This window comes from Metabacillus sp. RB-C-LZQ-3-1, assembly GCF_058315175.1.
The window spans coordinates 55,845-79,213 of the sequence record NZ_JBZFLI010000017.1 but is presented as its reverse complement, the minus strand read 5'-3'; the positions used below and the strand labels follow the sequence as shown (position 1 = coordinate 79,213).

Genomic DNA, 23,369 nt, shown 5'->3' with positions numbered 1-23,369 from the left:
ATAAGAACCCCAACAGTTACTAGACAGATTAAAATAACTAGTTTGGTTAATACTCTCGTGCTGTTAGAGAAATCTTGAGTAGCTTGTCATCATCTTTCGCAGGAGTTCCACGTCCATCCCGATTATTTGTAATCGCGTAAAGTTGATTATCAGTAATATAAACATCACGCATTCTGCCGCTGCTCTCATGAAGGACCGAAACCTTTTTTGAAGCTGGGTCAAAACGGCGGATCTTTCCGTCTCTAAGTGTTGCAATATAAAGATTTCCATTCCAATATTCAATACCTGACGGTGCCCAAGTTTGCTCTCCAGTATGAAAAATAGGTGTTATCATACCAGATGATTCTTCATCACCTTGAATAAGCGGCCAGCCGTAATTTTGTCCAGGCTTAATTAAATTTATTTCGTCATGAGCGCGTTGTCCATGCTCTGTACTATATAGGTTGCCATCATCATCCCATGCAAGACCTTGAGGATTTCTATGACCATAAGAATAAAGATAAGAAGCTTTTATTGGGTTATCAGTTGGAATCGTGCCATCAAGGTTCATACGGAGGATTTTTCCGGCCAAACTATTCTTATCTTGTGCGAGGTCGGGATTACCTGCATCTCCAGTGGTAACATAAAGCATATCGTCAGGGCCGATCTTAATTCTGCCGCCATTATGGATTCTCCCTCCTGGGATATCCTCTAATAAAGCATTCTGTTCAACCCATATATCATTTTCTTTCTGAAGAACAATGATACGATTTTTTATTTCATTTCCTTCCTTATATGTATGGTAGGCATATGCTTTTTGGGTGGTTGAAAAATCAGGTGCTAACACAAACCCCAATAGCCCGCCTTCCCCTTCATGATGGACATTTTTCGTAAGAGATAAGGTCTGTTCTTTTAGAGTCTCCCCTTTTATTTCGATGATTTTCCCTGCCCGTTGAGTAAGGTAAAAGGTTTGATCATGTCTTGCTATGGTCCATGGAATATCTAGGTTTTTAGCAAGAGCTTCGACTGTATTTCCTGTTGTCTCCACATCATTTATTTGTTCCTTAGGAGATCCGAAAGCACAGCCTGTAAGAACAAAAAGTAAAATCAGCCAATAGCCAGCTTTATTGATCACGTTATCACTCCATCTTTAGATTTGGTAAGATAATCCAATCATACCAATTATGAAGTAATGAATCAAAAAAAAAGAGAAGGCACTAAACCTTCTCCTGTCTATTTTTCGGAATCATTTTCACTAGATTCACTAACCTTTTCAATTTTATCGACAAACATTTGAAATACTTTTCTTTTTTCGTCTAATACTCTTATGTATTGCTTTAGTTCATCGTATTTCTCCACAAACGGTGCTTGATAGGTTGTTTTGATTGTTTCGATAATCTCATCATTAATGGTGGATTGAATTACTTGTTTCGTAATACCTGATTTATAAGAGTAGATTTGAAGCTCACTTTTTACTTTTTCGTATTCTTCGTCAAGCTCGATCTTTTGTTTGAGTATCTCTTCCTTCCACTCTGCTAAAGCATCTTTTACATGGGTCTCCATCATAGCCCTCCTTTGTTGAAATAATAGGTAAGTATAATAACATTTCTTATAAAATAGTTCTTATTTCATTGCGATTTATGGGGGTAATTTGCCTTCAAAAGGTTGGAATGTCAAATTTTTAAATAGGTGAATATGATGATTGAATGACAGATATTGTTTGGAGGCGTATGAAATGGATGTATTGAAAGCAATTTCGTCAAGAAGAAGCATGGGGGTTGTGAAACCAGATCCTGTTTCATCTCAACTTATTGAAAAAATTCTTGAAGCAGGAACTTGGGCTCCTTCTCATTTTCGAACAGAACCTTGGCGTTTTTTTGTATTGACAGGAGAGGCAAGAACTAGGTTAGGAAAAGCCTTAGCATCGATCATTGCCAAAACACTTGATGATCCGCATTCTGAAGAAATTTTAAAACGGTTAACAAAGGAAGAGCAAAAACCGCTTAGAGCTCCAGTTATCATCATAGCAGCTGCAGAACCTATGACGACAAATAAACGTGTTATGAAGAGGGAGGAGTTGGCGGCTGTACATGCAGCAATTCAAAACATGCTGCTTGCAGCACATGCTCTAGGGTTAGGAGCAATATGGAGAACGGGAGAAAGCTGTTATTCCCCGGAAGTAAAAAGTTTGTTTCCACTTTCAGAAGAAGCAGAGGTGGTCGGTTTCTTATATATCGGTTATCCAAATATGAAAGAACGAGCAGCGAATAGAAAAAGTATTTCCGAGGTGACTAAATGGTATAACATGGAAGATGATTTTAAGTGAAAAGTGGGGACAGTCTGAACATTAGGGGGGGCTGTCCCCATTTTAGAGGATTTAGATTGGTTGCATTTATATGAGATTTTTGTTTTAATAAGATGTTACGTTTTATATACATTAAGATCAACGTAACAGCAAGTAACCATCTCTGTATGTATATCTTGCAAATATAATATAGAAGGTGAGAGTTAAATGGAAAATAAAGAGTATCGAGTTTTATTATATTATCACTATGTTCCAATTGAAAATCCCGAGGAATTTGCTCAAGAGCATTTAGAGTATTGTAAAAACCTTGGGGTATTAGGAAGAATTTTAATCGCTCATGAGGGGATCAACGGAACTATTTCAGGAACTGTTGAACAGACAGATCAATATATGGCCCATATGAAAGAGGACCCTCGTTTTAATGAAATGGTTTATAAAATAGATGAAGCTGATGGACATGCATTCAAGAAAATGAAGGTCCGTCATCGCCCAGAGCTTGTGACCCTTCGATTAGAAGAGGATGTTAATCCTTTAGAGGTAACAGGTAAATATTATAGCCCAAAAGAATTCCTTGAAGCGATGCAGCAAGAGGATACAGTTGTTATTGATGCGAGAAATGACTATGAATATGCTGTAGGTCATTTTAAAAATGCAATTTTACCTGATATCAATACATTTAAAGAATTACCAGACTGGATTCGAGACAATCGTGAAAAGTTTGAAGGGAAAAAAATCCTCACGTATTGTACAGGTGGTATTCGTTGTGAAAAGTTTTCTGGTTGGTTACGCAAGGAAGGCTTTGAAGATGTTGCACAGCTTCACGGCGGAATTGTCACATACGGAAAAGACCCTGAAGTACAAGGGGAAAACTGGGATGGACAATGCTATGTGTTTGATGAAAGAATTACTGTCCCTGTAAACAGAGTAGAGCCAACAGTTGTGGGAAGAGACTATTTCACAAATGAACCATGTGAACGATTCGTTAACTGTGGGAACCCAGAGTGTAACAAAAAAATTCTTTGCTCAGAAGAAAATGAACATAAATATTTACGTGCATGCAGTCATGAATGTCGTGTCCATGAGCGTAATCGTTATGTAGAAGAGCATGGTTTAACAGAAGAAGAAGTAAAAGAAAGACTGGCTTTGTTAGTTTAAAATATAAATTGAGAAAAATCCCTTTCAGATCTGAGAGGGATTTTTTAATTTCTATATATTTCATTTAAGTAAGTAGTAGGTGAGACACCAGTTACTTTTTTAAACACACGGCTAAAATAAAAGGGATTGGAAAAACCTAATGAATGACTAACTTCAGAGATATTAATAGATTCTTCTTTTAGCATTTTGATAGCCTTTTCTATTCGTAATTCATCCTGAAATTGTGTAATGCTTTTCCCTGTTTCTTTTCGGAATAATGTAGATAAGTAAGCGTAATTCATCCCTATTGCGTCGGCAATTTCTTCACTAGATAATTTTTTAGAAGAAGTGTGGCTGAACAGGTCAATCATTTTTCCAACAATCCGGTGCTGCTTAGAGTTATTGGATTCCTCTAGCTTCTTGTTATACAAATCAATAAAAAACTGGTAAGTCATCGAGGAAGTTGTTAACGGTCGTAATGAATGAGGGGATGAGTATTCTTCACATAGCTTTTTTAGTTGAAGCTCTGTGTATTCTGGGTTTTTCACTATCCCTGTTTTCGGGAGAGTCATTTTAGAAAGATAGGTTTCTTCCATAATAAGGGTTGAGTGCTGATATTGAGAATATTCTCTAGAGATATCAACTTCTATGTAATCTAAAGAATCATAAAAATGAATATAATACCATTCCGTTCCAGGCGAATAAAATTTAGTTCCCCAATGAGGTATGTTTTTCTTAAGAAAGAGATATGTTCCAGCGTGTAAGTTATACTCCACATCATCCTCAATGACCTGAATATCTCCTTTTCTTACATAAATAAATACATTAAGGGTTTCCATCAGACGTATAGGGTGTCCTAAAATACCCTCATCATCCCACATATGACCGATTTCTCTTATTAGAGGCAGAGTATTTGTGCATAAACTCACTTCATTCATCCTATGATCCTCCCGCTTTTTTCTATACTTTACCATGAAAAAACAAAAATAAGATATGGATTATATGGAATTGTGAATTCAGTTTTTGGTGTCTTTTCTTCACAATAGAAATCATAACGATTAGTTTTAGGGAGGACTTTAGAATGGAGAACGTAACATTGCTAGATGGTATTTTTAAAGATTCTCAAGAAAAAGGGAAGGAATACTTGATTTACCTTGATGTCGATCGCCTTGTCGCCCCTTGTTATGAGGCAGTTAACCAACCTCCTAGGAAGCCTACATATGGTGGCTGGGAAAAAAGAGGAATTAGAGGGCATTCGATTGGACACTGGTTATCTGCGGCATCAACAATGTATTCAGTAACAAAGGATCCTGTTCTAAAAGAAAAATTATTCTATGCAGTTGATGAGCTTGCTCAAATTCAATCATTTGATAAAGATGGATATGTAAGCGGCTTTCCTAGAACTTGTTTTGATAACGTTTTCTCAGGTGAATTTGAAGTGGATCATTTTTCATTAGGAGGAAGCTGGGTTCCATGGTACAGTATCCACAAAATATATGCAGGGTTAATTGACACTTACCAATTAACAGGTAATCAAAAGGCACTTGAAGTTGTAACAAAGCTAGCAGATTGGGCAAGTAAAGGGCTTAGTCTTTTAAATGAGGAACAGTTTCAGAAAATGCTTATTTGTGAACATGGAGGGATGAATGAAGTCTTTGTCGACCTTTATAACATCTCAAAGAATGAAGCTTATTTAGAGTTAGCCAAGAGATTCTGCCACAAAGCTGTATTAGACCCATTATCAAAAGGAATAGATGAACTAGAGGGAAAGCATGCAAATACACAAATCCCTAAAGTTATAGGTGCAGCAAAATTATATGAAGTAACAGGTGAAAAACAATATAAAGATATGGCGGAGTATTTTTGGAATCAAGTAACAAAACATCGCTCATATGTGATTGGCGGAAATAGCATTGGAGAACATTTCGGACCTGAGGATAAAGAGGAATTAGGCGTTACGACCACCGAAACATGCAACACTTATAATATGTTAAAGCTTACGGAATGCTTATATCGTATTTCACAGAAAGTTGAATATATGGATTACTATGAAAAAGCTTTATATAACCACATTCTCGCTTCACAAGATCCTGATACGGGGATGAAAACTTATTTTGTTTCAACACAACCAGGACATTTTAAAGTGTATTGTACACCGGACCAATCATTTTGGTGCTGTACAGGAACAGGAATGGAAAACCCTGCAAGATATACAAGGAATATCTACTATTATCAAGATGACGAGTTATATGTGAATTTATTTATTGCATCTGAAATTTCTCTTAAAAATAAAAAAATGGTCCTGAGCCAATCAACCGTTTTCCCTGAATCAGATCGAACTCAGTTAATTGTTGAAAAAGGGGATCACATAAATTTAACGATCCGAATCAGAGTCCCAAATTGGATTTCTAAACCTGTAACGGTAACAGTGAATCAAGAAGAACAACACATCAGTACTAAAAATGGTTATATCACACTAGATGGAACATGGAATAAAGGGGATACAATTGATATCAAACTCCCTATGGAAGTTTATGAGTCACCAATGAAACAAGATTCAACGAAAGTTGCTATTCTATATGGACCAATTGTACTTGCCGGAGCACTTGGTACAGAAAACTTTCCGGAAACGGATATTTTAGATGATCATTTGAAATTAAATAATTATCCATTAATAGATGTTCCAGATCTCGTAACAGATGAGGAAGATATAAGGAACTGGTTAAAACCTGTTGAGGATGAGCCCTTAGCATTTAGGACAGAAGCAATTGGTCAGCCCGGAAATAAACATGTCAAATTAATACCATTTTACAAGCTGCATCACCAACGATACACACTGTATTGGAATGTAATGAGTCCATCTATGTACAAGGCATTTGTGAAGAAAGAAAAAGAGAAATCGGATTTTCTTAATAGCATTACAATAGATGCTGTCAGCCCTAATGAACAACAACCTGAAGTAGAACATTCTATTACAAAAAGCAACTCACGATCAGGATATAGTAACCTTTTTAACTGCGGGTGGAGAGATAGTGTAAATGAAGGATTTTTCAGCTATGAAATGTCAATTTCAAAAGATACACAAATGTACTTATACGTAACCTATAATGGCAATGATACAAATCTGCATATTGATGGAAAATCGTATGCACGTGAATTTGATATATTTGTAGACAGTTCGCCGATTGCCCGCCAAGTTCTGAAAAAGAATCAGCCGGGATCACTGTTTTCCGTTTGTTATGAAATCCCAATGTCATTAACGAAAGGAAAAGAAAAGGTGGAAGTGAAGTTTGCATCTGAAGATGGGAAAGTTGCAGGTGGTGTTTATGGGGTAAGAATAGTAAATACAAATGATATTTTCCAACATCATTAAAAACATGTATCTAGGTAGAGAGAAGACTATGATGAGGTAGTCTTCTTTTTTGATGATGGAGTTTTTTCTTTATAGTATCAGAATTTATAATTTTTTACTTAGTTTCGGTGTCTAGCTCCAGCGCCTAGCCCTTCGAGGTCATAAGCCGATTTGGAATTCAAGGCAAAGAACACCCTATATTCAAATTGGCTTATGCTTGTCGGGGCTGATCAAGGCGCTTTCACTTTTCTTATATGTCTTTCATGAAAATTCCAAAGAAAAGATATGTTTTCTAAGGAATTGTGAATTCTCATCATTTAGAAAATATTTCATAATTAAATCAGTTAGTTATTGCTAGTTATCAAAGAAATAGCTTTATGCTTCACAAGAATGTAAGGGGTTGCATAATGTCTGTTTCGAAATAAAACCAAAGGGGATGCTAGGATGAAAAAAGTGACTGCCCTTCTATTGATCATCTTTTTATGCTTAACTTCAGCATTAGTAGGTTGTAGTAACACAGAGAAAGTGGAACAAACAGAAGATGGTAGAGTGGTACTTACTGCATTAATTACTAAACACCCATTAACACAGGAATTATCGAAAATAGAATGGCTTCAAGAAGCTGAAGAAAGAGCAGGTGTTGAAATTAAATGGGAGGAGGTAACAGCTGATTGGCCTCAGAAAAAGGGAGCAATGCTCGCAGCTGGTGATATACCCGATTTAATAGTTGGTCCTAATGCTATTACAGATGCTGAGTTTGCGAAATTTAATGGTCTATTTGAAGATCTAACTCCATTGATAGAGGAGCATGCACCGAATGTACAAACAATGTTTGAAGAAAAACCAGAACTGAAAGCTCTATCAACACAAAGAGATGGTGAAATTTTTGGTCTACCAAAATATCAAAGGTTTTGGCCAGAAACAGCGACTCGACAATTTATTAATAATCAATGGTTAGATAATCTTGGCCTGGAAATGCCGACTAACTGGGATGAACTTTATAAAGTCTTAGTTGCATTTAAAGAGAAAGATGCAAATGGTAATGGTGACCCAAATGATGAAATCCCAATGGATTTCTCTCCAACAGGAACTACAGGTTTTGGATATTTTCAACCAACCGTTCTTTTAGGTAGTATGGGGATCACAATAGGAGATGGAAGTGGAACGGGAATATTTGTTGAAGATGGGAAAGTAAAAAACTTTTTGATTGATGAAAGATATAAAGAGCTAGTGTCATTTTTAAATAAATGCTGGGAAGCAGGCTTAATTAATAAAGAGGTATTTACTCAGGACTATACAAAATACCAATCAGTTGCCCGTGGTGATGGTGACACGGCAAAAGTCGGCTATACATTTGGATGGGAGGTAACAGACAGATTCGGTAATACCCTTGCACCACAGTATGAATCAATGGCACCATTGAAAGTTTCTGCTAATTCTACAGAAGAGCTTTCTTGGAGCTATGATTATAACAACTTAAACTACGGAGTTAACTTTATTCAAATGTCATCTCAAAGTAAAAACAAGGAAGCAGCTATGAAATTTATTAATGAATTGTATAACCCAGAGGTTAGTATGCAGGTGTTATTCGGTTCGCTTGGAACAAACATATCTGAAAATGGTGATGGTTCTTATACTGTATTACCTCCAGAAGATAAAGCAATGGATCCAGGGACATGGAAATGGACAACAACTTGGGCTGATAATGGACCTATGTATATATCAGACTCGTTAGAACTTACCCTTGGAGAAGATATGCAATCAGTCGGGAAGCAAACAGAGCCATTGCAACCAGTTTTTGAATCTTTAGATAAAGAAAAGGACGTTTTCCCGGGTATGTTTATTAAATATAGTGATGAAGATAATAATGCTTTAAGTCTAGCAAACACAGAAATTATGAATTTAGCAATGGCGAAATACTCTGAGTGGATTACAAAAGGCGGGATTGATTCACAGTGGGAGAATTATGTCCAGGAACTAGAAAAGATAGGGATCAATAAGAACACCGAAATCATTCAAGGCTATTATGATGAATACATGAGTAATATGGAATAAATAATTACCTGGAGATATGGCTGTCATTGTATATTTGAGACAGCCATACTCTCAAAGTAAAGGAGAATGTATATGGCTTTGCTAAGCACGAGGACAGCTAAAACGAATAGTGCGCCTAATATAAAACTGGAGAAAAAGCCGACAATTATAAATACATTTAAACGTGATTATCAGTTATGGTTGATGATTTTTCCGGCAATTATCATAGTCTTTGTCTTTAACTATATTCCTATGTATGGAATCCAGTTAGCTTTTAGGGAGTACGATTTTACAAAGGGGCTTACCGGCGGAGATTGGGTAGGATTAAAGTACTTTACTCAATTTATAGAAAGTCATATGTTTACAGATCTTTTAAGAAATACAATTGTATTAAGCTTAACAACGATTATTGTAGGCTTTCCTGCACCAATCATTCTGGCGTTGCTTATTAACCAGATTAAATGGAAAAGGGGAAAAAAGATTCTCCAAACAACCGTGTATTTACCCCACTTTATCTCCATTGTGGTGCTTGTTGGATTATTAAATGTCCTATTATCCCCAAATACAGGAATTGTTGGACATATCATGAATGCATTTGGTTTTCATGATGTAAATCTATTAGCCTCTACAAGTACTTTTGTTCCTGTATATGTTTTATCTGATGTTTGGCAGCATGTAGGGTGGAACAGCATCATTTATTTAGCAGCCCTTTCGAGTGTAGATCCGCAACTATACGATTCGGCAAAAATGGATGGAGCAAACCGATGGCAAATCATTAAAAATGTTGAAATACCCGCGATCATCCCAACAATTATCATCTTATTGATTTTAAATATGGGTTCTATCATTAGTACAGGCTTTGAAAAAATCTTTTTAATGCAAAATCCATTAAACCTGCCAGTTTCTGAGGTTATTGAAACATATGTATATAAAATAGGAATCATATCAAATCAATTTAGTTACGCTGCAGCTATTGGGTTGTTTAATACTCTGATTAATTTTGCCTTACTTTTAACGATGAATTATATCGCGAAAAAGTTCTCCAATATTAGTCTTTGGTAATGTTTTGTCAATTCAAATATGCAGGGAGGAGCTGTTATGGCAATACTCACGAAAAAAGGAAAAAATGTGAATGACATAATATTTGATTTATTTATATACGTTATCTGCGGGATTATTTTTTTCATTATCGCATATCCCCTATATTTTGTTGTGATCGCTTCTGTTAGTGATTCTACCCTCGTTTCTACTGGTAAGGTATTGTTATTTCCAAAAGGGTTTAGTTTATTTGGATATAAGGAAATCTTTCAGGATGCAAGAATATGGGTTGGTTACAAAAATACAATGATCTACTCTCTATTAGGTACCTTTGTTAATTTATTACTTACACTACCAGCAGCCTATGTCTTATCAAGAAAGGAATTCCGTGCAAGACGAATTTTAATGTTTTTCTTTGTTTTTACGATGTTCTTTAATGGCGGATTAATTCCGACTTACTTATTAATGAAAGATTTACAGTTAATTGACACAATGTGGGTGTTCATTATTCCATTCTCGGTGAATGTTTTTAATTTAATTATTACAAGAACATTTTTTGAAACAAGCATACCAAATGAATTATATGAAGCCGCTTCAATCGATGGGTGTAATCATTTTACATTTTTTCTTAAGGTTGTATTGCCTCTCTCCAAAGCGGTTGTATCTGTAATTGGACTTTACTACCTCGTGTGGCACTGGAACGATTTCTTTACGGGGTTAATTTATATAAGGGACTATAGCCTGCAGCCTCTGCAAATTGTCTTAAGAGATATACTGCTTTCTAATCAAGTGTTTGCCGAAGGAGCAGGAAGTGGTGGTGCCGCTGGTGGGTATGCTCAAAGATATGCGGATCAAATAAAGTACGGGGTTATTATTATTTCAACATTACCAATTTTAATTGTTTATCCATTTATTCAAAAGTATTTCGAAAAAGGGGTTATGATTGGATCGGTAAAAGGTTAAAAATGGGAGCACATATAACGGGCAGTAAGTCCCTCACCTCAAACTTTTGAGTTTACAAAGAAGGTGGTTGGGAAAGCTGCCCATAAAGGGTCCGATTGGTTCAACTAATCATTAGTGGGGGGATGAAGAAAACACCTGTTAATGGAAGTTTCACTTTATATGGAGGGGTAGGAGGATGAAAGAGTTTGGAGGCAAATATGTTCGTCTAGGTGAATGGTGTTTGAAATTGTTTCTATTAAATTGTCTATGGTTTATTTTTTCATTAGTCGGTGTGTTCTTCTTAGGGATCTTCCCTGCTACTGTAGCTCTTTTTACTGTATTAAGGAAGTTAACGATGGAAGCTGAAGAAGAAGTTCGTATTTTTCACCTTTTCTGGATAACGTATAAATCAGAGTTTATTAGAGGAAATATGCTTGGGTATGTATGGTCTATCATCGGAATTGTGCTATTGATTGATTTAAGAGTGTTGAATCAGGTTGAGAAAACTCCTTTACATCAAGCGTTAACTATTGCACTTTATTTTCTCTTAGCTTTTTATTTATTCATATCATTATATTTATTTCCGATTTATGTGCATTATAATTTAAGATTTCTAGAGTACTATAAATATGCATTTGTTCTTGTTATAGGTCGACCGCTCAAATCACTTCTTTTATTTACTTCGGTAATATTAGTGCTATTCTTATTTTCACGTATCCCTGGACTAATTCCTGTTTTGGGAGTTAGTTTTATAGGTTTTATAATGATGAAAATAGCGTCAACTTCATTAAAAAAACTAAACCGTTCTCAACTAGAGGAAGTTGAATCATTTTAGCACAGTTCTAAAGATAAGATTATAGTTAAGAAATATACCTATTTCCATTCATATTATTGACAGAAAAAGTATGATATGATATTTAAATGTATATGTTAGCACTCTCGTGTTTAGAGTGCTAATTGTTGTGGTTTTTAAAATATGTACATAATATGGAAGGAGAGGTTAAATTGACGAAAAAGCAATTTAAAGCAGAATCCAAAAGACTATTGGAAATGATGATTAACTCCATTTACTCTCAGCGCGAGGTATTTTTAAGGGAGTTGATTTCGAATGCAAGTGATGCAATTGATAAAATTTATTACAAAGCATTAACAGATGATTCATTAACATTTGATAAAGATAGCTATTATATTAAAATTACTCCAAACAAAGAGAGTAGAACGTTAACGATTACTGATACTGGAATCGGGATGACGAAAGACGAGCTTGAAAACAATTTAGGTGTTATCGCGAAAAGCGGCTCTTTAGCGTTTAAAAAGGAAAATGAATCAAAGGATGGCCACGATATTATCGGGCAATTTGGTGTTGGTTTTTATGCTGCGTTTATGGTAGCGGACGTTGTAACAGTTATTAGTAAAGCACTCGGAAGTGATGAGGCTTACAAATGGGAATCAGAAGGTGCAGAAGGTTATACAATTGAACCGTATGAAAAAGATACAGTCGGGACAGAGATTATTCTGAAAATCAAAGAAAGTGCTGAAGAAGAAAGCTATGATGAGTTTTTAGAAGAATACACGCTAAAATCCATTATTAAAAAATACTCTGATTTTATCCGTTATCCGATTAAGATGGATGTGTCAGGACAACGTCCAAAAGAGGGAACAGAAGGTGAATTAGAAGAGTATACAGAAGAGCAAGTTATTAATAGTATGGTGCCGATCTGGAGGAAAAATAAGAGTGAATTAAAAGATGAGGACTATGAGTCATTCTATCATGAGAAACACTATGGCTTTGATAAACCTATTAAGCATATCCACATCAATGTAGATGGATCAGTCCGATACAATGCGATTCTTTATATTCCAGGGAAAACGCCGTTTGACTATTATTCAAAGGAATATGAAAAAGGTTTAGAGCTTTATTCAAATGGTGTCTTAATCATGAATAAATGCCCAGAGCTATTACCTGACTATTTCAGCTTTGTAAAAGGTATGGTTGACTCTGAGGATTTATCTTTAAATATTTCAAGGGAAATTTTACAACAAGATCGCCAATTAAAATTCATTGCGAAGAACATAAGTAAGAAAATTAAAAATGAATTGAAAAGCCTCTTGAAAAACGATCGTGAAAAATATGAAGAATTTTATAAATCGTTCGGAAGACAGCTGAAATATGGAGTATACAGTGACTTCGGAAGTAACAAAGAAGTTCTTCAGGATTTATTGCTATTCTACTCATCAAAAGAGAAAAAACTTGTCTCACTAGATGAATATGTATCTAGAATGCCTGAGGATCAAAAATATATTTATTATGCTACAGGAGAATCAGTTGAAAGAATTGAAAAGCTTCCACAAACAGAACTAGTTTCTGAAAAAGGCTACGAAATTCTTTACTTTACAGAGGATATTGATGAATTTGCAATAAAGATGGTCATGAATTATAACGAGAAAGAATTTAAATCTGTTTCAAGTGGTGATTTAGGAATTGAATCTGAAGAGGATCAAAAGCAAACAGAAACTGAACAAACTGAGAATAAAGAGCTCTTCGACTATATGAAAGAAGTTCTAGGCGGAAAAGTAAAGGATGTCAAATTATCGAAACGTTTAAAATCACATCCCGTATGTTTATCAACAGTTGGTGAAGTGACAATTGAAATGGAAAAGGTTCTAAGCGCAATGCCTGACAATCAAAATGTAAAGGCGGAGAAGGTGTTGGAAATTAACAGCAATCACGAAGTGTTCCAATCATTGAAAAATGCGTTTGACCAAGATAAAGAAAAAGTAAAATTATATACGAACCTATTATATAACCAAGCCTTGTTAATTGAAGGCTTACCAATTCAAGACCCTGTTGAATTTACAAATGATATGTGTAAAGTGATGGTGTAAGAAAAGATAATATAAGGGACTGTTCCTTTGAACAGTCCCTTATTTACGCATTACAGGTGTACTTCAAAGCTGATCCATCACCTCAATCAATTTTCTAATCCCTTCCCTTATCTTTTTTTCACTAACATACGAATAACTTAACCGCACCCAGGAAGTTGCCTGTTTTAATGGATCACAAACAGCACCAGGTACAAATGAAATACCGTCTTTAAGTGCCGTTAAATAAAACTCTTGAGCAGAAACTCCATCAGGAAGCTTGATCCATAAATTCAAGCCGCCTTTGGGACTTTCCCACTTCCAATTGGTTGCGGCTAGCTCCACTTCCATGATTTCCTTACGTATCTGCAAAGCTATTCTTAATTTTTCTAAATGTTGTTGCAATCGTAATGATGAAAAATAATGAAGGAAAATTTTCTGATTTAACAGTGGTGACCCATTATCTATTAGCGATTTTGAAGATAATAAAGATTTTATTGTTGCTTTAGATTGACAAATAATTGATGCTACTCGCAACCCGGGAGAGATATATTTACAAAAGCTTCGGACATAAATAACGATTCCAGCTGTATCGTACGTGTAAATTGGTGGTGGCGGAGCTTGATCAAAATAAATATCATGATACGCATCATCTTCAATGAGTAAGCATTTATATTTCTCAGCTAAATCTACCAGTTTTTTTCGTTGCTCAGAAGGAATCGTAATGCCTGTCGGATTATGAAAGGTAGGATTTAGATAAAAGAGGCGAGGCTTATATAGCTGCATCTGCTTTTCAAGCAGATCTAAATCATATCCATTTTGGGTGATATCAGTGGTTATAATATTTGCTCCACGGGCTCTAAATACATCAATTGCTGCACTATAGCTAGGTCTTTCAAATAATACGGTATCTCTTGGTTTAATAAATGCTTGAGAGATTAAGTGAATCGCTTGCTGCGAGCCTGATGTAATCAATAATTCATCTTTATGAAGAGGAGTTTTATATTGTTGAACGAAATAATGAGCCAATGTCTCTCGAAGCTCCTCATCACCTTGTACAGTTGAATAGGTGGCAAGTACTTTAGGGTGTACATCAAATACTTTTTTTACATATTCTGATAGAAATTGATTCGGTAATAAATTTGGGTCAATAAGTGCTTGTGAAAAATTATATTGCACATGGTGCTGATGAATATCAGACAAGTGATTTTTATGATCATATGCCGAAACCATTGGAAGATCGATAAGATCAGGATTCATAGTACGTTCTGACATAACGAAATAACCGGATTTATCTTTTACATAAACTTTGTTATGATCCTTCAAAAGCTGATATGCCTTTAATACGGTGAGACGATGAACATTCAGTTGATTTGCCAGGCTTCTAACAGAAGGGAGTTTCTCATCTTTTTTCCACTCATTACGTTCAATACGGTTTAGGACATAATCGTATACTTGTTTAAATAAGTAATCTTGTTTTGGATTTGCTGTTTCCACATCAATCCCCCCTTTATCAAGATTTTACCATTATTCTTATTAAATCTGTTCTATTTAAACTAAACTGTTCTGCTCCTCTTCTTTTATGATAAAGCAGAGGAGGAGAATGAAATGATACTCATAAATTATTGCTTCATGTGCTTCATCTTTGGGACAACTTTTTTAGCCATTAAGATTGGAATTGATGCTGGCTTAACCCCGTTTTTTTCAGGAGGAATCCGTTTCTTTCTGGCTGGGCTCTTAATATTTAGCTTTATGATGTTAAGAGAGAAGCAGCTTTTTCGTTTACTGTTTCGAAAAGAACTGTTTTTCTCAGGAATTGGTTTGACGTTTGGAACCTTTTCTACATTATATTGGGCAGAGCAGTACGTAACCTCAGGAATTGCTGCAGTTTTATCAGCGACAGGACCAATGATGATCATCCTTATTCAAAGCATTCTTTTAAAACAAAAAGCAACGATTCAATCAATTCTTGGTTGTGCGCTTGGCATCATAGGTGTATTGCTGCTCGTACAACAAAGTTTTTCAATGGACATTAGCTCTTTGTGGATCATAGGTTGTATTGCGATTATCATTGGTGAGGTATTTTATGCTGCAGGAACAATCTATACACGAAAAGTAACGAAGCTTTTTAAAGAAACGTCACCTATTGCACTGAATTCGGTTCAAATGATGTATGGTGGAGTACTTCTGCTTTTTCTAGCTATTTTCACAGAGGATGTTCAATTTAGTTCTGTTCTACAACCTGCATCAGCTGGCTCGCTTATCTATTTAATTGTGTTAGGATCAATGATTGGACACAGCTTATACTATTGGCTGGTTTCAAAAACCAATCCGGTGTTTCCTTCAACATGGCTTTATATATCACCAATTGTTGCAATGGCTTTAGGGATTATGTTTTATCAGGAGTATTTTTCATTTGTCACTGGACTAGGAGCTGTGATCATTATAATCGGCATCATCTTAATCAATTTTGAAAATTTACGAGAGCGCTGTTCGTTCAATATCGGTTAAAGTAAGGAGTTATAAAAAAAGCCTGTTCCCAAACAAATAAAGAAACTCTCCCATTACATTATTTTGAATGGGAGAGCTTAGTATTTATACATGATCCTTTTTAAATACACTTATAAATTTATGAAAAGGACAATGTGATAATGTAGAGTTATCATCACGCAAGAAATACTGCTTCCATTCAAAATTATCTTCTTGCCCATAGCTTTTTAGTTCAGTGTGTACAGAAATGGAGTCATATTTGCTAAGTCGTTTTCTGATGTTTGATTTAATTTTCTTTGACAGGGACGGAGACGAATGGAATCCTTCAAGTACCCATCTAGGTGTAATAGCCAACATATAATATGGAAAAGACCGGCTCAATCTATTTTTATGGGCTGGAGTTGCACAATACATGAAATATTGTTCGCCGTGGAAGCAGAACTCCCAAGCAGGTTGAGTTGGATCAGGGGGGATGTGATTCGGCCATTCAATTGAGTCTAACTTAGTTAACTTATTGAGCTGCTTCCAAAATAGCTTCTCAAAATCCTCTACATTATAGGAATTTGAAAGGTCTTGCGGAGTATCAAAAAAGACAATGAGTGATGTGTATTTTCCAAGATTTCTAGAATTCAATGTATATGCGGAAAGCAACTTAGCTAACTCTTCAGAAGAAATATCGTCTCTTGGGTCACCTATAAATCCGTATTTCAAGTGATGTAAGGAAAAACCTTGTATAGCAGGGATGCATGGAAACTTCTTTTCTTTATCCATCATTTTTGCCTCGAACTTTTCTAAAGCATCTCTTTTCCAAAAAGGTAGTTTATCTTTATTTATTAAGTCTCTTGTTAGGAGCTCCATCTTTTTTAACCTCCTATCACAGTACATTAATATTCATGCAATTTAGGATAGGTGAATATCACATTAATGGTCTCCTGGTATCTAAATAAAGATTGTTCTATGAGTTTCTCTCTATTTTGTACTGTTTTCTCCGGAAGAAATCGCTTACAATGTAGTTACAAACAGTTAAGGAGGAGTCATGATGAAAAACAAATCAACTCAAAGATGGCAAACTTATAAGGGGGTAACTCTGTCCTAACTTAGCATGAAGCTACACCCTTATATGTGATTTTGGAAAAAACACATTAAAAGGGGTATAGGATGCAATTTCCAATAAAAAAATTTCTCTCATATTATAAACCGTATTTTAGATTGTTTTTGCTTGTTTTGGCTTGTGCGTTTATCGTTTCAGCAATCTCACTGATCTTTCCGTTGCTCGTTCGATATATCACAAAAGATGTTCTCGAAGGGGACTTGTCAATCGCTCTACATAAAGTATTTTGGATTGGGGGACTGATGCTTGTTCTCGTATTAATTCAAAATGTCGGGAACTTTTTTGTTGACTATAAGGGACATGAGATTGGTGCACGTATGGAAAGCGATTTGCGTGCTGAGCTGTTTGAGCATATGCAGAAGCTTTCATTTCGATTTTTTGATCAAGAAAAAACAGGCCAACTTATGACGAGAATTACCAATGATCTGTTATTGCTTTCCGAATTATATCATCACGGACCTGAGGATTATATTAAATATTTTGTTCGCTTTATTGGAGCCTTTGTGATCTTGTTTTTTATAAATTCACCATTAACACTGGCTGTATTTTGTTTTTTACCTTTTTTAGGTGCATTTGCTTTATTTTTTAATAAAAAATTGAACAGGGCTTTAAGAAGAAACAAAGAGCGGATAGCTGATGTAAATGCACAGGTAGAGGATAGTCTTGCAGGAATTCGAGTGGTAAAGTCATTTGCTAATGAAAGAATAGAAATTGAAAAATTCACGAGAGAAAATAATCGATTTCTTGAAAGCCGTAAGAAAACCTATAAAGCTGAAGCATATTTCTTTAATGGGATGGAAACCTTTATTCAGCTTATTACTATTACGGTCATTGTCATAGGTAGCGCCAGTATTGTAAACCAAACATTAGATTTAGCCGATTTGATCACATTTCTACTTTATATCTCTTATATGATTGAGCCAATTCAGCGTTTGACTCATATGAGCATGCAATTTCAAGAAGGTATCACAGGATTTCAACGCTTTATGGAAATAATGAATATTGAACCGGCAATAAAAAACAAGCCAAATGCGATAAATCTTGCAAACGTTAAAGGTGAGATCGCATTTAAAGACGTTTCCTTTTGTTATGGTGATCACTATGACAATGTGTTTGTGAATTTATCTCTTCACATTCAACCAGGGGAATATGTAGCGTTAGTTGGTCCTTCTGGAGCTGGAAAAACTACATTGTGCTCATTGATCCCACGCTTTTATGATGTATCTAGTGGAGCAATATTAGTAGATGGAATCAATGTCCGTGATGTTGATTTACAGTCACTTCGGAATAATATTGGAATTGTTCAACAGGATGTTTATTTATTTTCAGGAACGGTTATGGAAAACATCAGATACGGAAATGTAAATGCCAGAGATGAAGAGGTTATAATGGCAGCAAAGCGTGCCAATGCACATGATTTTATTATGAACCTGCCAAAAGGGTATTATTCAGAGATAGGACAGCGTGGTGTTAGGCTTTCTGGCGGACAAAAGCAACGGCTTAGTATTGCGCGTGTATTTCTTAAAAATCCACCGATTCTGATTTTTGATGAAGCAACAAGTGCACTAGATAATGAAAGCGAAAGCATTGTGAAGGACTCATTAGAGCTTCTGGCAAATGGTCGGACAACGATCGTTATCGCTCATCGCTTGTCAACAATCCGTTATGCTAAACGAATTATTGTGTTAACAGAGGAAGGAATTATTGAACAAGGAACACATGAGGATTTAATGGAGAAAAAAGGTTTCTATTCACACTTATATACTAAGCAATTTGATTAAATGTTCGTAGGTTCAGTCCTTTTATAAAATGGATTGAACCTTTTTTTAGCTGAAAGTTATTTAGACACAGAACTTAGCATTCTTAAACGATAATAAAATTAAAACGAAACGTTTTAAGAGCTGCTTCGTATTAGAAATAGAGGTGATTCAATATGAAAACTTTATACAGATCAACTAAAAATAAACAATTAGCCGGTGTGTTAGGCGGTATTAGCGAATTATACAAAATTGACGTTAGTCTACTTCGGATCTTGACGTTTTTATTAGGGTTTTTTACGGGGGGAACGGTTTGGTTGATTTACTTAGTAGCAGCGATTGTGATGCCTACAGATAAGCAGCTTGAGAAGGATCGAGAGTAGCAGGTTTTTAACTCTTCATGGCGCTATGAACTTATAATAGCGTCTTTTTTGATTCCCCTAGCTTATTGAATAAGGAGAGCAAAATCACAAAAAGGTTAAGAGCGGAACACATATCATTTCCCAAAGATAGGGCAAATCTGATTGACTAAAGAAAAACTGTACTTTATAATTTGGTTGGTTAACCAAATATTGAGGTGGATTATGAAAAAGGATGACAAAAAACAACGAATTATAGATGCTTCTTATAAAGTATTTGCTCAAAAAGGTTATACCAATGCTTCCATTAAAGATATTGCAAAAGAAGCAGATGTTACACCAGGGTTAGTTCATTATTATTTTGAGAGTAAATTAGACCTGTTGCTTTCTGTTCAAAGACATGTTCAGGATCAGTATCATCAATTATATAAGAACAAAGATGTGAAGCTGTTAACTCCAAGTGAAACTTTACAAGAAATTAAATCAAGATCTGAGAAAGATCCCGAATGGTATCGCTGGCGCTATGAAATTTATTCACTAGGCTTGAAAAATGAGGAAATACAAACAGAAGTAGCAAAGATTCTACAGGATGGAAGAGATAGCTTATCAACACCATTAAAGAAACTAGATCCTAGTCATCAGGATCCTGAAATCATGGGAAGTATATTATTAGCATGTTTTGATGGATTGGCATTACAGAAGATTATGGATCCGACATTTGAACTAGACAAAGCATATCAATTATTAGAAGATCTATTTGAAGTCTATTTAAAAAAATAGGCTTTACATTTACATCCAAATTGGTTGGTTGACCAAATAAAAAATGATGAATGAGAGGGCGTACAGGTGAAAAAACAAATAGGATTCCTTCTTTTGTTTTCTTTTTTCATTATTCCTATACAAGTTACAGCGAATCCATATAATCAAACAGAATTAATTGAGAAATATATGGATCAAGCAATAGAAAAGTATCAAATTCCAGGTGCTTCACTAACAATTATTCAAAATGAGAAAATCATGTTTCAAAAAAATTGGGGAAAACAAAGCAATGGTAAGCCTGTAACAAAAGATACATTGTTTACAATTGGTTCTGTCAGCAAACCTTTAACTAGTCTTGCTGTTATGAAGCTAGTAGAACAAAATAAGATAGAGCTTGACCAGGAGATCAATCGGTATATTCCGTCTTTTGAATACAATGCTAATGGATTTGAAAAGAGAATCACCATCAGACATCTGCTGACACATACAAGCGGAATTAGTTCTTATGATGGTCTTAAAATTGCAGATTTAAATTTAAGAGGCACAGATGCGATTACTAAGGCTGTAAAGAAATTAAATCACGTAACGCTCAACCATGAACCAGGTTCAGTACATCAATATAGTCCAGCAAATTATCTTCTTTTAGGAAGTATTATAGAAAATGTAACTGGTAAGTCATTCTCTACATTTATGGATGATGAAATTTATTCAAAGCTTGGGATGAATCATACTGTGTCCACTTATGAAGAAGCTTCAAAATTAGGATATCAACCAGGTTTTAAGTCTATCTTTGGAAAACCAGTTAAAAATAAAATTACATATGACAACAGTGGTGCGCCTTATGGATATACGGTTTCTACTGCTGAAGATATGTCAAAGTATATACAATTTTTGTTGAATAATAATAGGTTACTATCTAGAGAACAATTCAATGAATATACATCACCGCAAATCCATAGAAAGGATGAGGTGTATTATGGATTAGGTTGGAGAATATCTACGGATATAGATAATCCTTACTTTTTTCATGGGGGAGAAACACCAGATTCAAGAGCTGAGTTATTTATTAGCCCTAAAAGAAATTATGGATTTATTTTGCTAACAAATAAAAATGATTTTTCTGATGCAATGTCCACTATTTCTTTAAGAGAAGGAATTAAAACAATTATTGAAAATGAAAAAATTCCTGAAATTCAAGAGATGAAATATCATATGCAGTGGATTCCCTTATTATTAACAGTTTTTTTGACTGCATTTGGAATCTGGTATTTGCATCGTCTAAATAAAAAAACAAGTTTTCACTATAAGTTTTTGACCATAGTTGGTTTTCTACTCATTTTATTTTCAATTATTTTAATACCAGCAATTTGTTACTTGTTTGGATCGCCTTGGCACACAATTTATCATTATGCTATGGTCACTGCCATTTTCATTCACAGCTTAGCTTGGATTCTTGGTATAAATGGTGCCATCATAATATTCATATGCTTTAAAAAGAAAAAACAAAGTATCATTTATTATGAGGAAGTTTAAGAAGGAACTACAGATTTTGTGTAAATTTGAAAAGGGATCAACTGTTAAGGTTTAGCGCGGGAAAACCAAGCAGTCAAATTCATGTTACATATCAACAACAATAAGTGTAAACACAGTTTGTGGAGAATATTGGTTGTTCATTATCTACATACAATAGTAGTAACAGGCAATCCTAATTTTGTAAATTCAATTTAGGAGGGAACAGGATGAAAGCATTAAAAAGAATTTCCTTACTTGTCTGTGCTATTACTATGTTAGCTGGTTGTGGTGTGAACAATGGAGCCAATGACCAAGGTAATGCAAACAATAATACGACTACTAATACGACAAACGTAAATAACCGGAATAACAATATACGAAATGTCGGAACAAACGATAATACAAGAATGCAAGTAGCAGATGAAGCTCAAAATAAAATTGAAAATTTGGATGAAGTTCGAGATGCAAATATTATTGTGACTAATAGAAACGCATATGTCGCAGTCGTATTAGAGGATAATTCAAAAGGTGATGTAAGAAGAGAACTTGAAAACAAAATTTCTGATCAAGTGAAACAAACTGATAACAATATACAAAATGTATTTGTTTCAAGTAATCCCGACTTTGTTGATCGTATGGGTGATTATGGAGAAAAGATCGAAAGTGGTAAGCCTGTTCGCGGTTTGTTTGAAGAATTTAATGAGATGGTACAAAGAGCCTTTCCAAATGCTCGATAATCAATATTTACGACGAACGCCCCTTTCAAAAAGGGGCGTTTTTCTGTATGGTTTCTATATCCGCTTAAATTTTAATCGTGTAACTCAACCTAATCCAATTATATCCACAAAAGAAAGCTATATTGGAAAATGACATGGTAAGATGTAGGTAGGAATGTATTAGGGAGGAACATTATATGAATCAAGATATCTTGTTACGTAACAATGTGCAAATAGAAGGATCTGGAGAAAAATCAATCATTTTTGCACCTGGTTTTAATTGTGATCAAACGGTTTGGAAATCAGTTGCAAATGCATTTAAACAGGAGTATCAAGTTATCTTGTTTGATTATGTCGGTCTGGGAAAATCCGATATTCAGTCATACGATAGAAATCGATATCATACATTATCAGGATATGTTCAGGATCTATTAGAGATTTGTGCTGCGTTAGATTTAAAGGAATCAATATTTGTTGGGCATTCGGTTAGCAGTATGATCGGGATGTTAGCATCTATCGCAAAGCCAAGTTATTTTTCTCATTTGATCATGATCGGACCTTCCCCATATTATCTAAACGATCCTCCGTCCTATTATGGTGGCTTTGAAAAAGAGGATCTGTTAGGGTTAATTGATATGATGGAAAAAAACTATATTGGATGGGCAAATATGTTTGCTTCAACTGTCATGAATAATCCGGATCGGCCCTATCTAACAAAGGAGCTTGAGGATCGCTTTTGCTCTACTGACCCCCTCATTGCTCGTCAGTTTGCTGAAGCAGCTTTTTTTGCAGACAATCGTGGGGATTTATCAAAAGTATCTGTTCCTTCTCTCATTATGCAATGCTCTAACGATATTATTGCTCCGACAGAAGTAGGAGAATATCTTAAAAATCATTTACCATATAGTCATTATAAAAAATTAAAAGCAACTGGACATTGTCCGCATATGAGTCACCCTGAGGAAACAATTGAAGTTATTCAAGAATACCTAAGTGCAACTGTCAAACAATAAAATCAA

20 protein-coding genes are annotated in these 23,369 nt (G+C 35.1%); 15 read left to right on the top strand and 5 right to left on the bottom strand.

Translation table 11 applies throughout. From position 1 onward, the window contains the following. Window positions 1-46 precede the first annotated feature (46 nt). Both AC4GZ8_RS21220 and AC4GZ8_RS21215 read right to left on the bottom strand, forming a co-directional pair. Window positions 47-1,114, bottom strand: coding sequence for a PQQ-dependent sugar dehydrogenase (locus AC4GZ8_RS21220; RefSeq protein ID WP_491083901.1), 1,068 nt, complete (start codon window positions 1,112-1,114; stop codon window positions 47-49). Between the two features lie 98 nt (window positions 1,115-1,212). Beyond that, a complete protein-coding gene (locus AC4GZ8_RS21215) occupies window positions 1,213-1,542 on the bottom strand; it encodes a hypothetical protein (protein ID WP_491083900.1) in 330 nt (109 codons plus the stop codon). Window positions 1,543-1,714: 172 nt separating this feature from the next. Here AC4GZ8_RS21215 and AC4GZ8_RS21210 point away from each other — a divergent pair, with 172 nt between their 5' ends. Both AC4GZ8_RS21210 and trhO read left to right on the top strand, forming a co-directional pair. Beyond that, window positions 1,715-2,305: a nitroreductase family protein gene (locus tag AC4GZ8_RS21210; RefSeq protein ID WP_491083899.1), complete on the top strand. Its 591-nt coding sequence runs from the start codon at window positions 1,715-1,717 to the stop codon at window positions 2,303-2,305. Window positions 2,306-2,491: 186 nt separating this feature from the next. Further along, window positions 2,492-3,439, top strand: coding sequence for an oxygen-dependent tRNA uridine(34) hydroxylase TrhO (gene trhO / locus AC4GZ8_RS21205; RefSeq protein WP_491083898.1), 948 nt, complete (start codon window positions 2,492-2,494; stop codon window positions 3,437-3,439). Window positions 3,440-3,483: 44 nt separating this feature from the next. On the opposite strand, the gene AC4GZ8_RS21200 is transcribed toward trhO, so the two are convergent. Further along, window positions 3,484-4,356: a helix-turn-helix domain-containing protein gene (locus AC4GZ8_RS21200; RefSeq protein ID WP_491083897.1), complete on the bottom strand. Its 873-nt coding sequence runs from the start codon at window positions 4,354-4,356 to the stop codon at window positions 3,484-3,486. A gap of 143 nt (window positions 4,357-4,499) precedes the next feature. Here AC4GZ8_RS21200 and AC4GZ8_RS21195 point away from each other — a divergent pair, with 143 nt between their 5' ends. From AC4GZ8_RS21195 to htpG, 6 genes are all read left to right on the top strand, one after another. Then, window positions 4,500-6,791, top strand: coding sequence for a beta-L-arabinofuranosidase domain-containing protein (locus tag AC4GZ8_RS21195; protein WP_491083896.1), 2,292 nt, complete (start codon window positions 4,500-4,502; stop codon window positions 6,789-6,791). 423 nt (window positions 6,792-7,214) lie between these two features. Then, window positions 7,215-8,825, top strand: coding sequence for an extracellular solute-binding protein (locus tag AC4GZ8_RS21190; protein ID WP_491083895.1), 1,611 nt, complete (start codon window positions 7,215-7,217; stop codon window positions 8,823-8,825). Between the two features lie 183 nt (window positions 8,826-9,008). Then, window positions 9,009-9,866, top strand: coding sequence for an ABC transporter permease (locus AC4GZ8_RS21185; RefSeq protein WP_491083913.1), 858 nt, complete (start codon window positions 9,009-9,011; stop codon window positions 9,864-9,866). A gap of 36 nt (window positions 9,867-9,902) precedes the next feature. After that, entirely contained in the window at window positions 9,903-10,805 is a 903-nt protein-coding gene (locus AC4GZ8_RS21180) for a carbohydrate ABC transporter permease (RefSeq protein ID WP_491083894.1), read from the top strand. Between the two features lie 175 nt (window positions 10,806-10,980). Continuing rightward, a complete protein-coding gene (locus AC4GZ8_RS21175; protein ID WP_491083893.1) occupies window positions 10,981-11,619 on the top strand; it encodes a YesL family protein in 639 nt (212 codons plus the stop codon). 170 nt (window positions 11,620-11,789) lie between these two features. Continuing rightward, window positions 11,790-13,670, top strand: a complete 1,881-nt coding sequence (gene htpG, locus AC4GZ8_RS21170; protein ID WP_491083892.1) for a molecular chaperone HtpG — start codon at window positions 11,790-11,792, stop codon at window positions 13,668-13,670. 63 nt (window positions 13,671-13,733) lie between these two features. On the opposite strand, the gene AC4GZ8_RS21165 is transcribed toward htpG, so the two are convergent. Beyond that, on the bottom strand, window positions 13,734-15,143 hold the full coding sequence (locus AC4GZ8_RS21165) for an aminotransferase-like domain-containing protein (RefSeq protein WP_491083891.1): 1,410 nt from the start codon (window positions 15,141-15,143) through the stop codon (window positions 13,734-13,736). A gap of 111 nt (window positions 15,144-15,254) precedes the next feature. Between AC4GZ8_RS21165 and AC4GZ8_RS21160 the strand changes: the two genes are divergently transcribed. Next, complete coding sequence (locus AC4GZ8_RS21160) at window positions 15,255-16,157, top strand: DMT family transporter (protein ID WP_491083890.1); 903 nt, start codon at window positions 15,255-15,257, stop codon at window positions 16,155-16,157. An 84-nt stretch (window positions 16,158-16,241) separates the two neighbouring features. On the opposite strand, the gene AC4GZ8_RS21155 is transcribed toward AC4GZ8_RS21160, so the two are convergent. Continuing rightward, a complete protein-coding gene (locus AC4GZ8_RS21155) occupies window positions 16,242-16,994 on the bottom strand; it encodes a YqcI/YcgG family protein (protein WP_491083889.1) in 753 nt (250 codons plus the stop codon). Window positions 16,995-17,294: 300 nt separating this feature from the next. Here AC4GZ8_RS21155 and AC4GZ8_RS21150 point away from each other — a divergent pair, with 300 nt between their 5' ends. The 6 genes from AC4GZ8_RS21150 to AC4GZ8_RS21125 all read left to right on the top strand — a co-directional run bounded on the left by AC4GZ8_RS21150 (window position 17,295) and on the right by AC4GZ8_RS21125 (window position 23,363). Then, complete coding sequence (locus AC4GZ8_RS21150; RefSeq protein ID WP_491083888.1) at window positions 17,295-19,028, top strand: ABC transporter ATP-binding protein; 1,734 nt, start codon at window positions 17,295-17,297, stop codon at window positions 19,026-19,028. A gap of 152 nt (window positions 19,029-19,180) precedes the next feature. Continuing rightward, the gene (locus AC4GZ8_RS21145; protein ID WP_491083887.1) at window positions 19,181-19,387 is read left to right on the top strand and encodes a PspC domain-containing protein; all 207 of its coding nucleotides are present in this window, start codon (window positions 19,181-19,183) and stop codon (window positions 19,385-19,387) included. 201 nt (window positions 19,388-19,588) lie between these two features. Continuing rightward, complete coding sequence (locus tag AC4GZ8_RS21140) at window positions 19,589-20,143, top strand: TetR/AcrR family transcriptional regulator (RefSeq protein WP_491083886.1); 555 nt, start codon at window positions 19,589-19,591, stop codon at window positions 20,141-20,143. A 66-nt stretch (window positions 20,144-20,209) separates the two neighbouring features. Then, window positions 20,210-21,655 carry a serine hydrolase domain-containing protein gene (locus tag AC4GZ8_RS21135; RefSeq protein WP_491083885.1) on the top strand — a complete coding sequence of 482 codons (1,446 nt, stop codon included), beginning with the start codon at window positions 20,210-20,212 and terminating at the stop codon, window positions 21,653-21,655. 206 nt (window positions 21,656-21,861) lie between these two features. Next, entirely contained in the window at window positions 21,862-22,371 is a 510-nt protein-coding gene (locus tag AC4GZ8_RS21130; RefSeq protein WP_491083884.1) for a YhcN/YlaJ family sporulation lipoprotein, read from the top strand. 176 nt (window positions 22,372-22,547) lie between these two features. Then, on the top strand, window positions 22,548-23,363 hold the full coding sequence (locus tag AC4GZ8_RS21125) for an alpha/beta fold hydrolase (RefSeq protein ID WP_491083883.1): 816 nt from the start codon (window positions 22,548-22,550) through the stop codon (window positions 23,361-23,363). Window positions 23,364-23,369 lie beyond the last annotated feature (6 nt).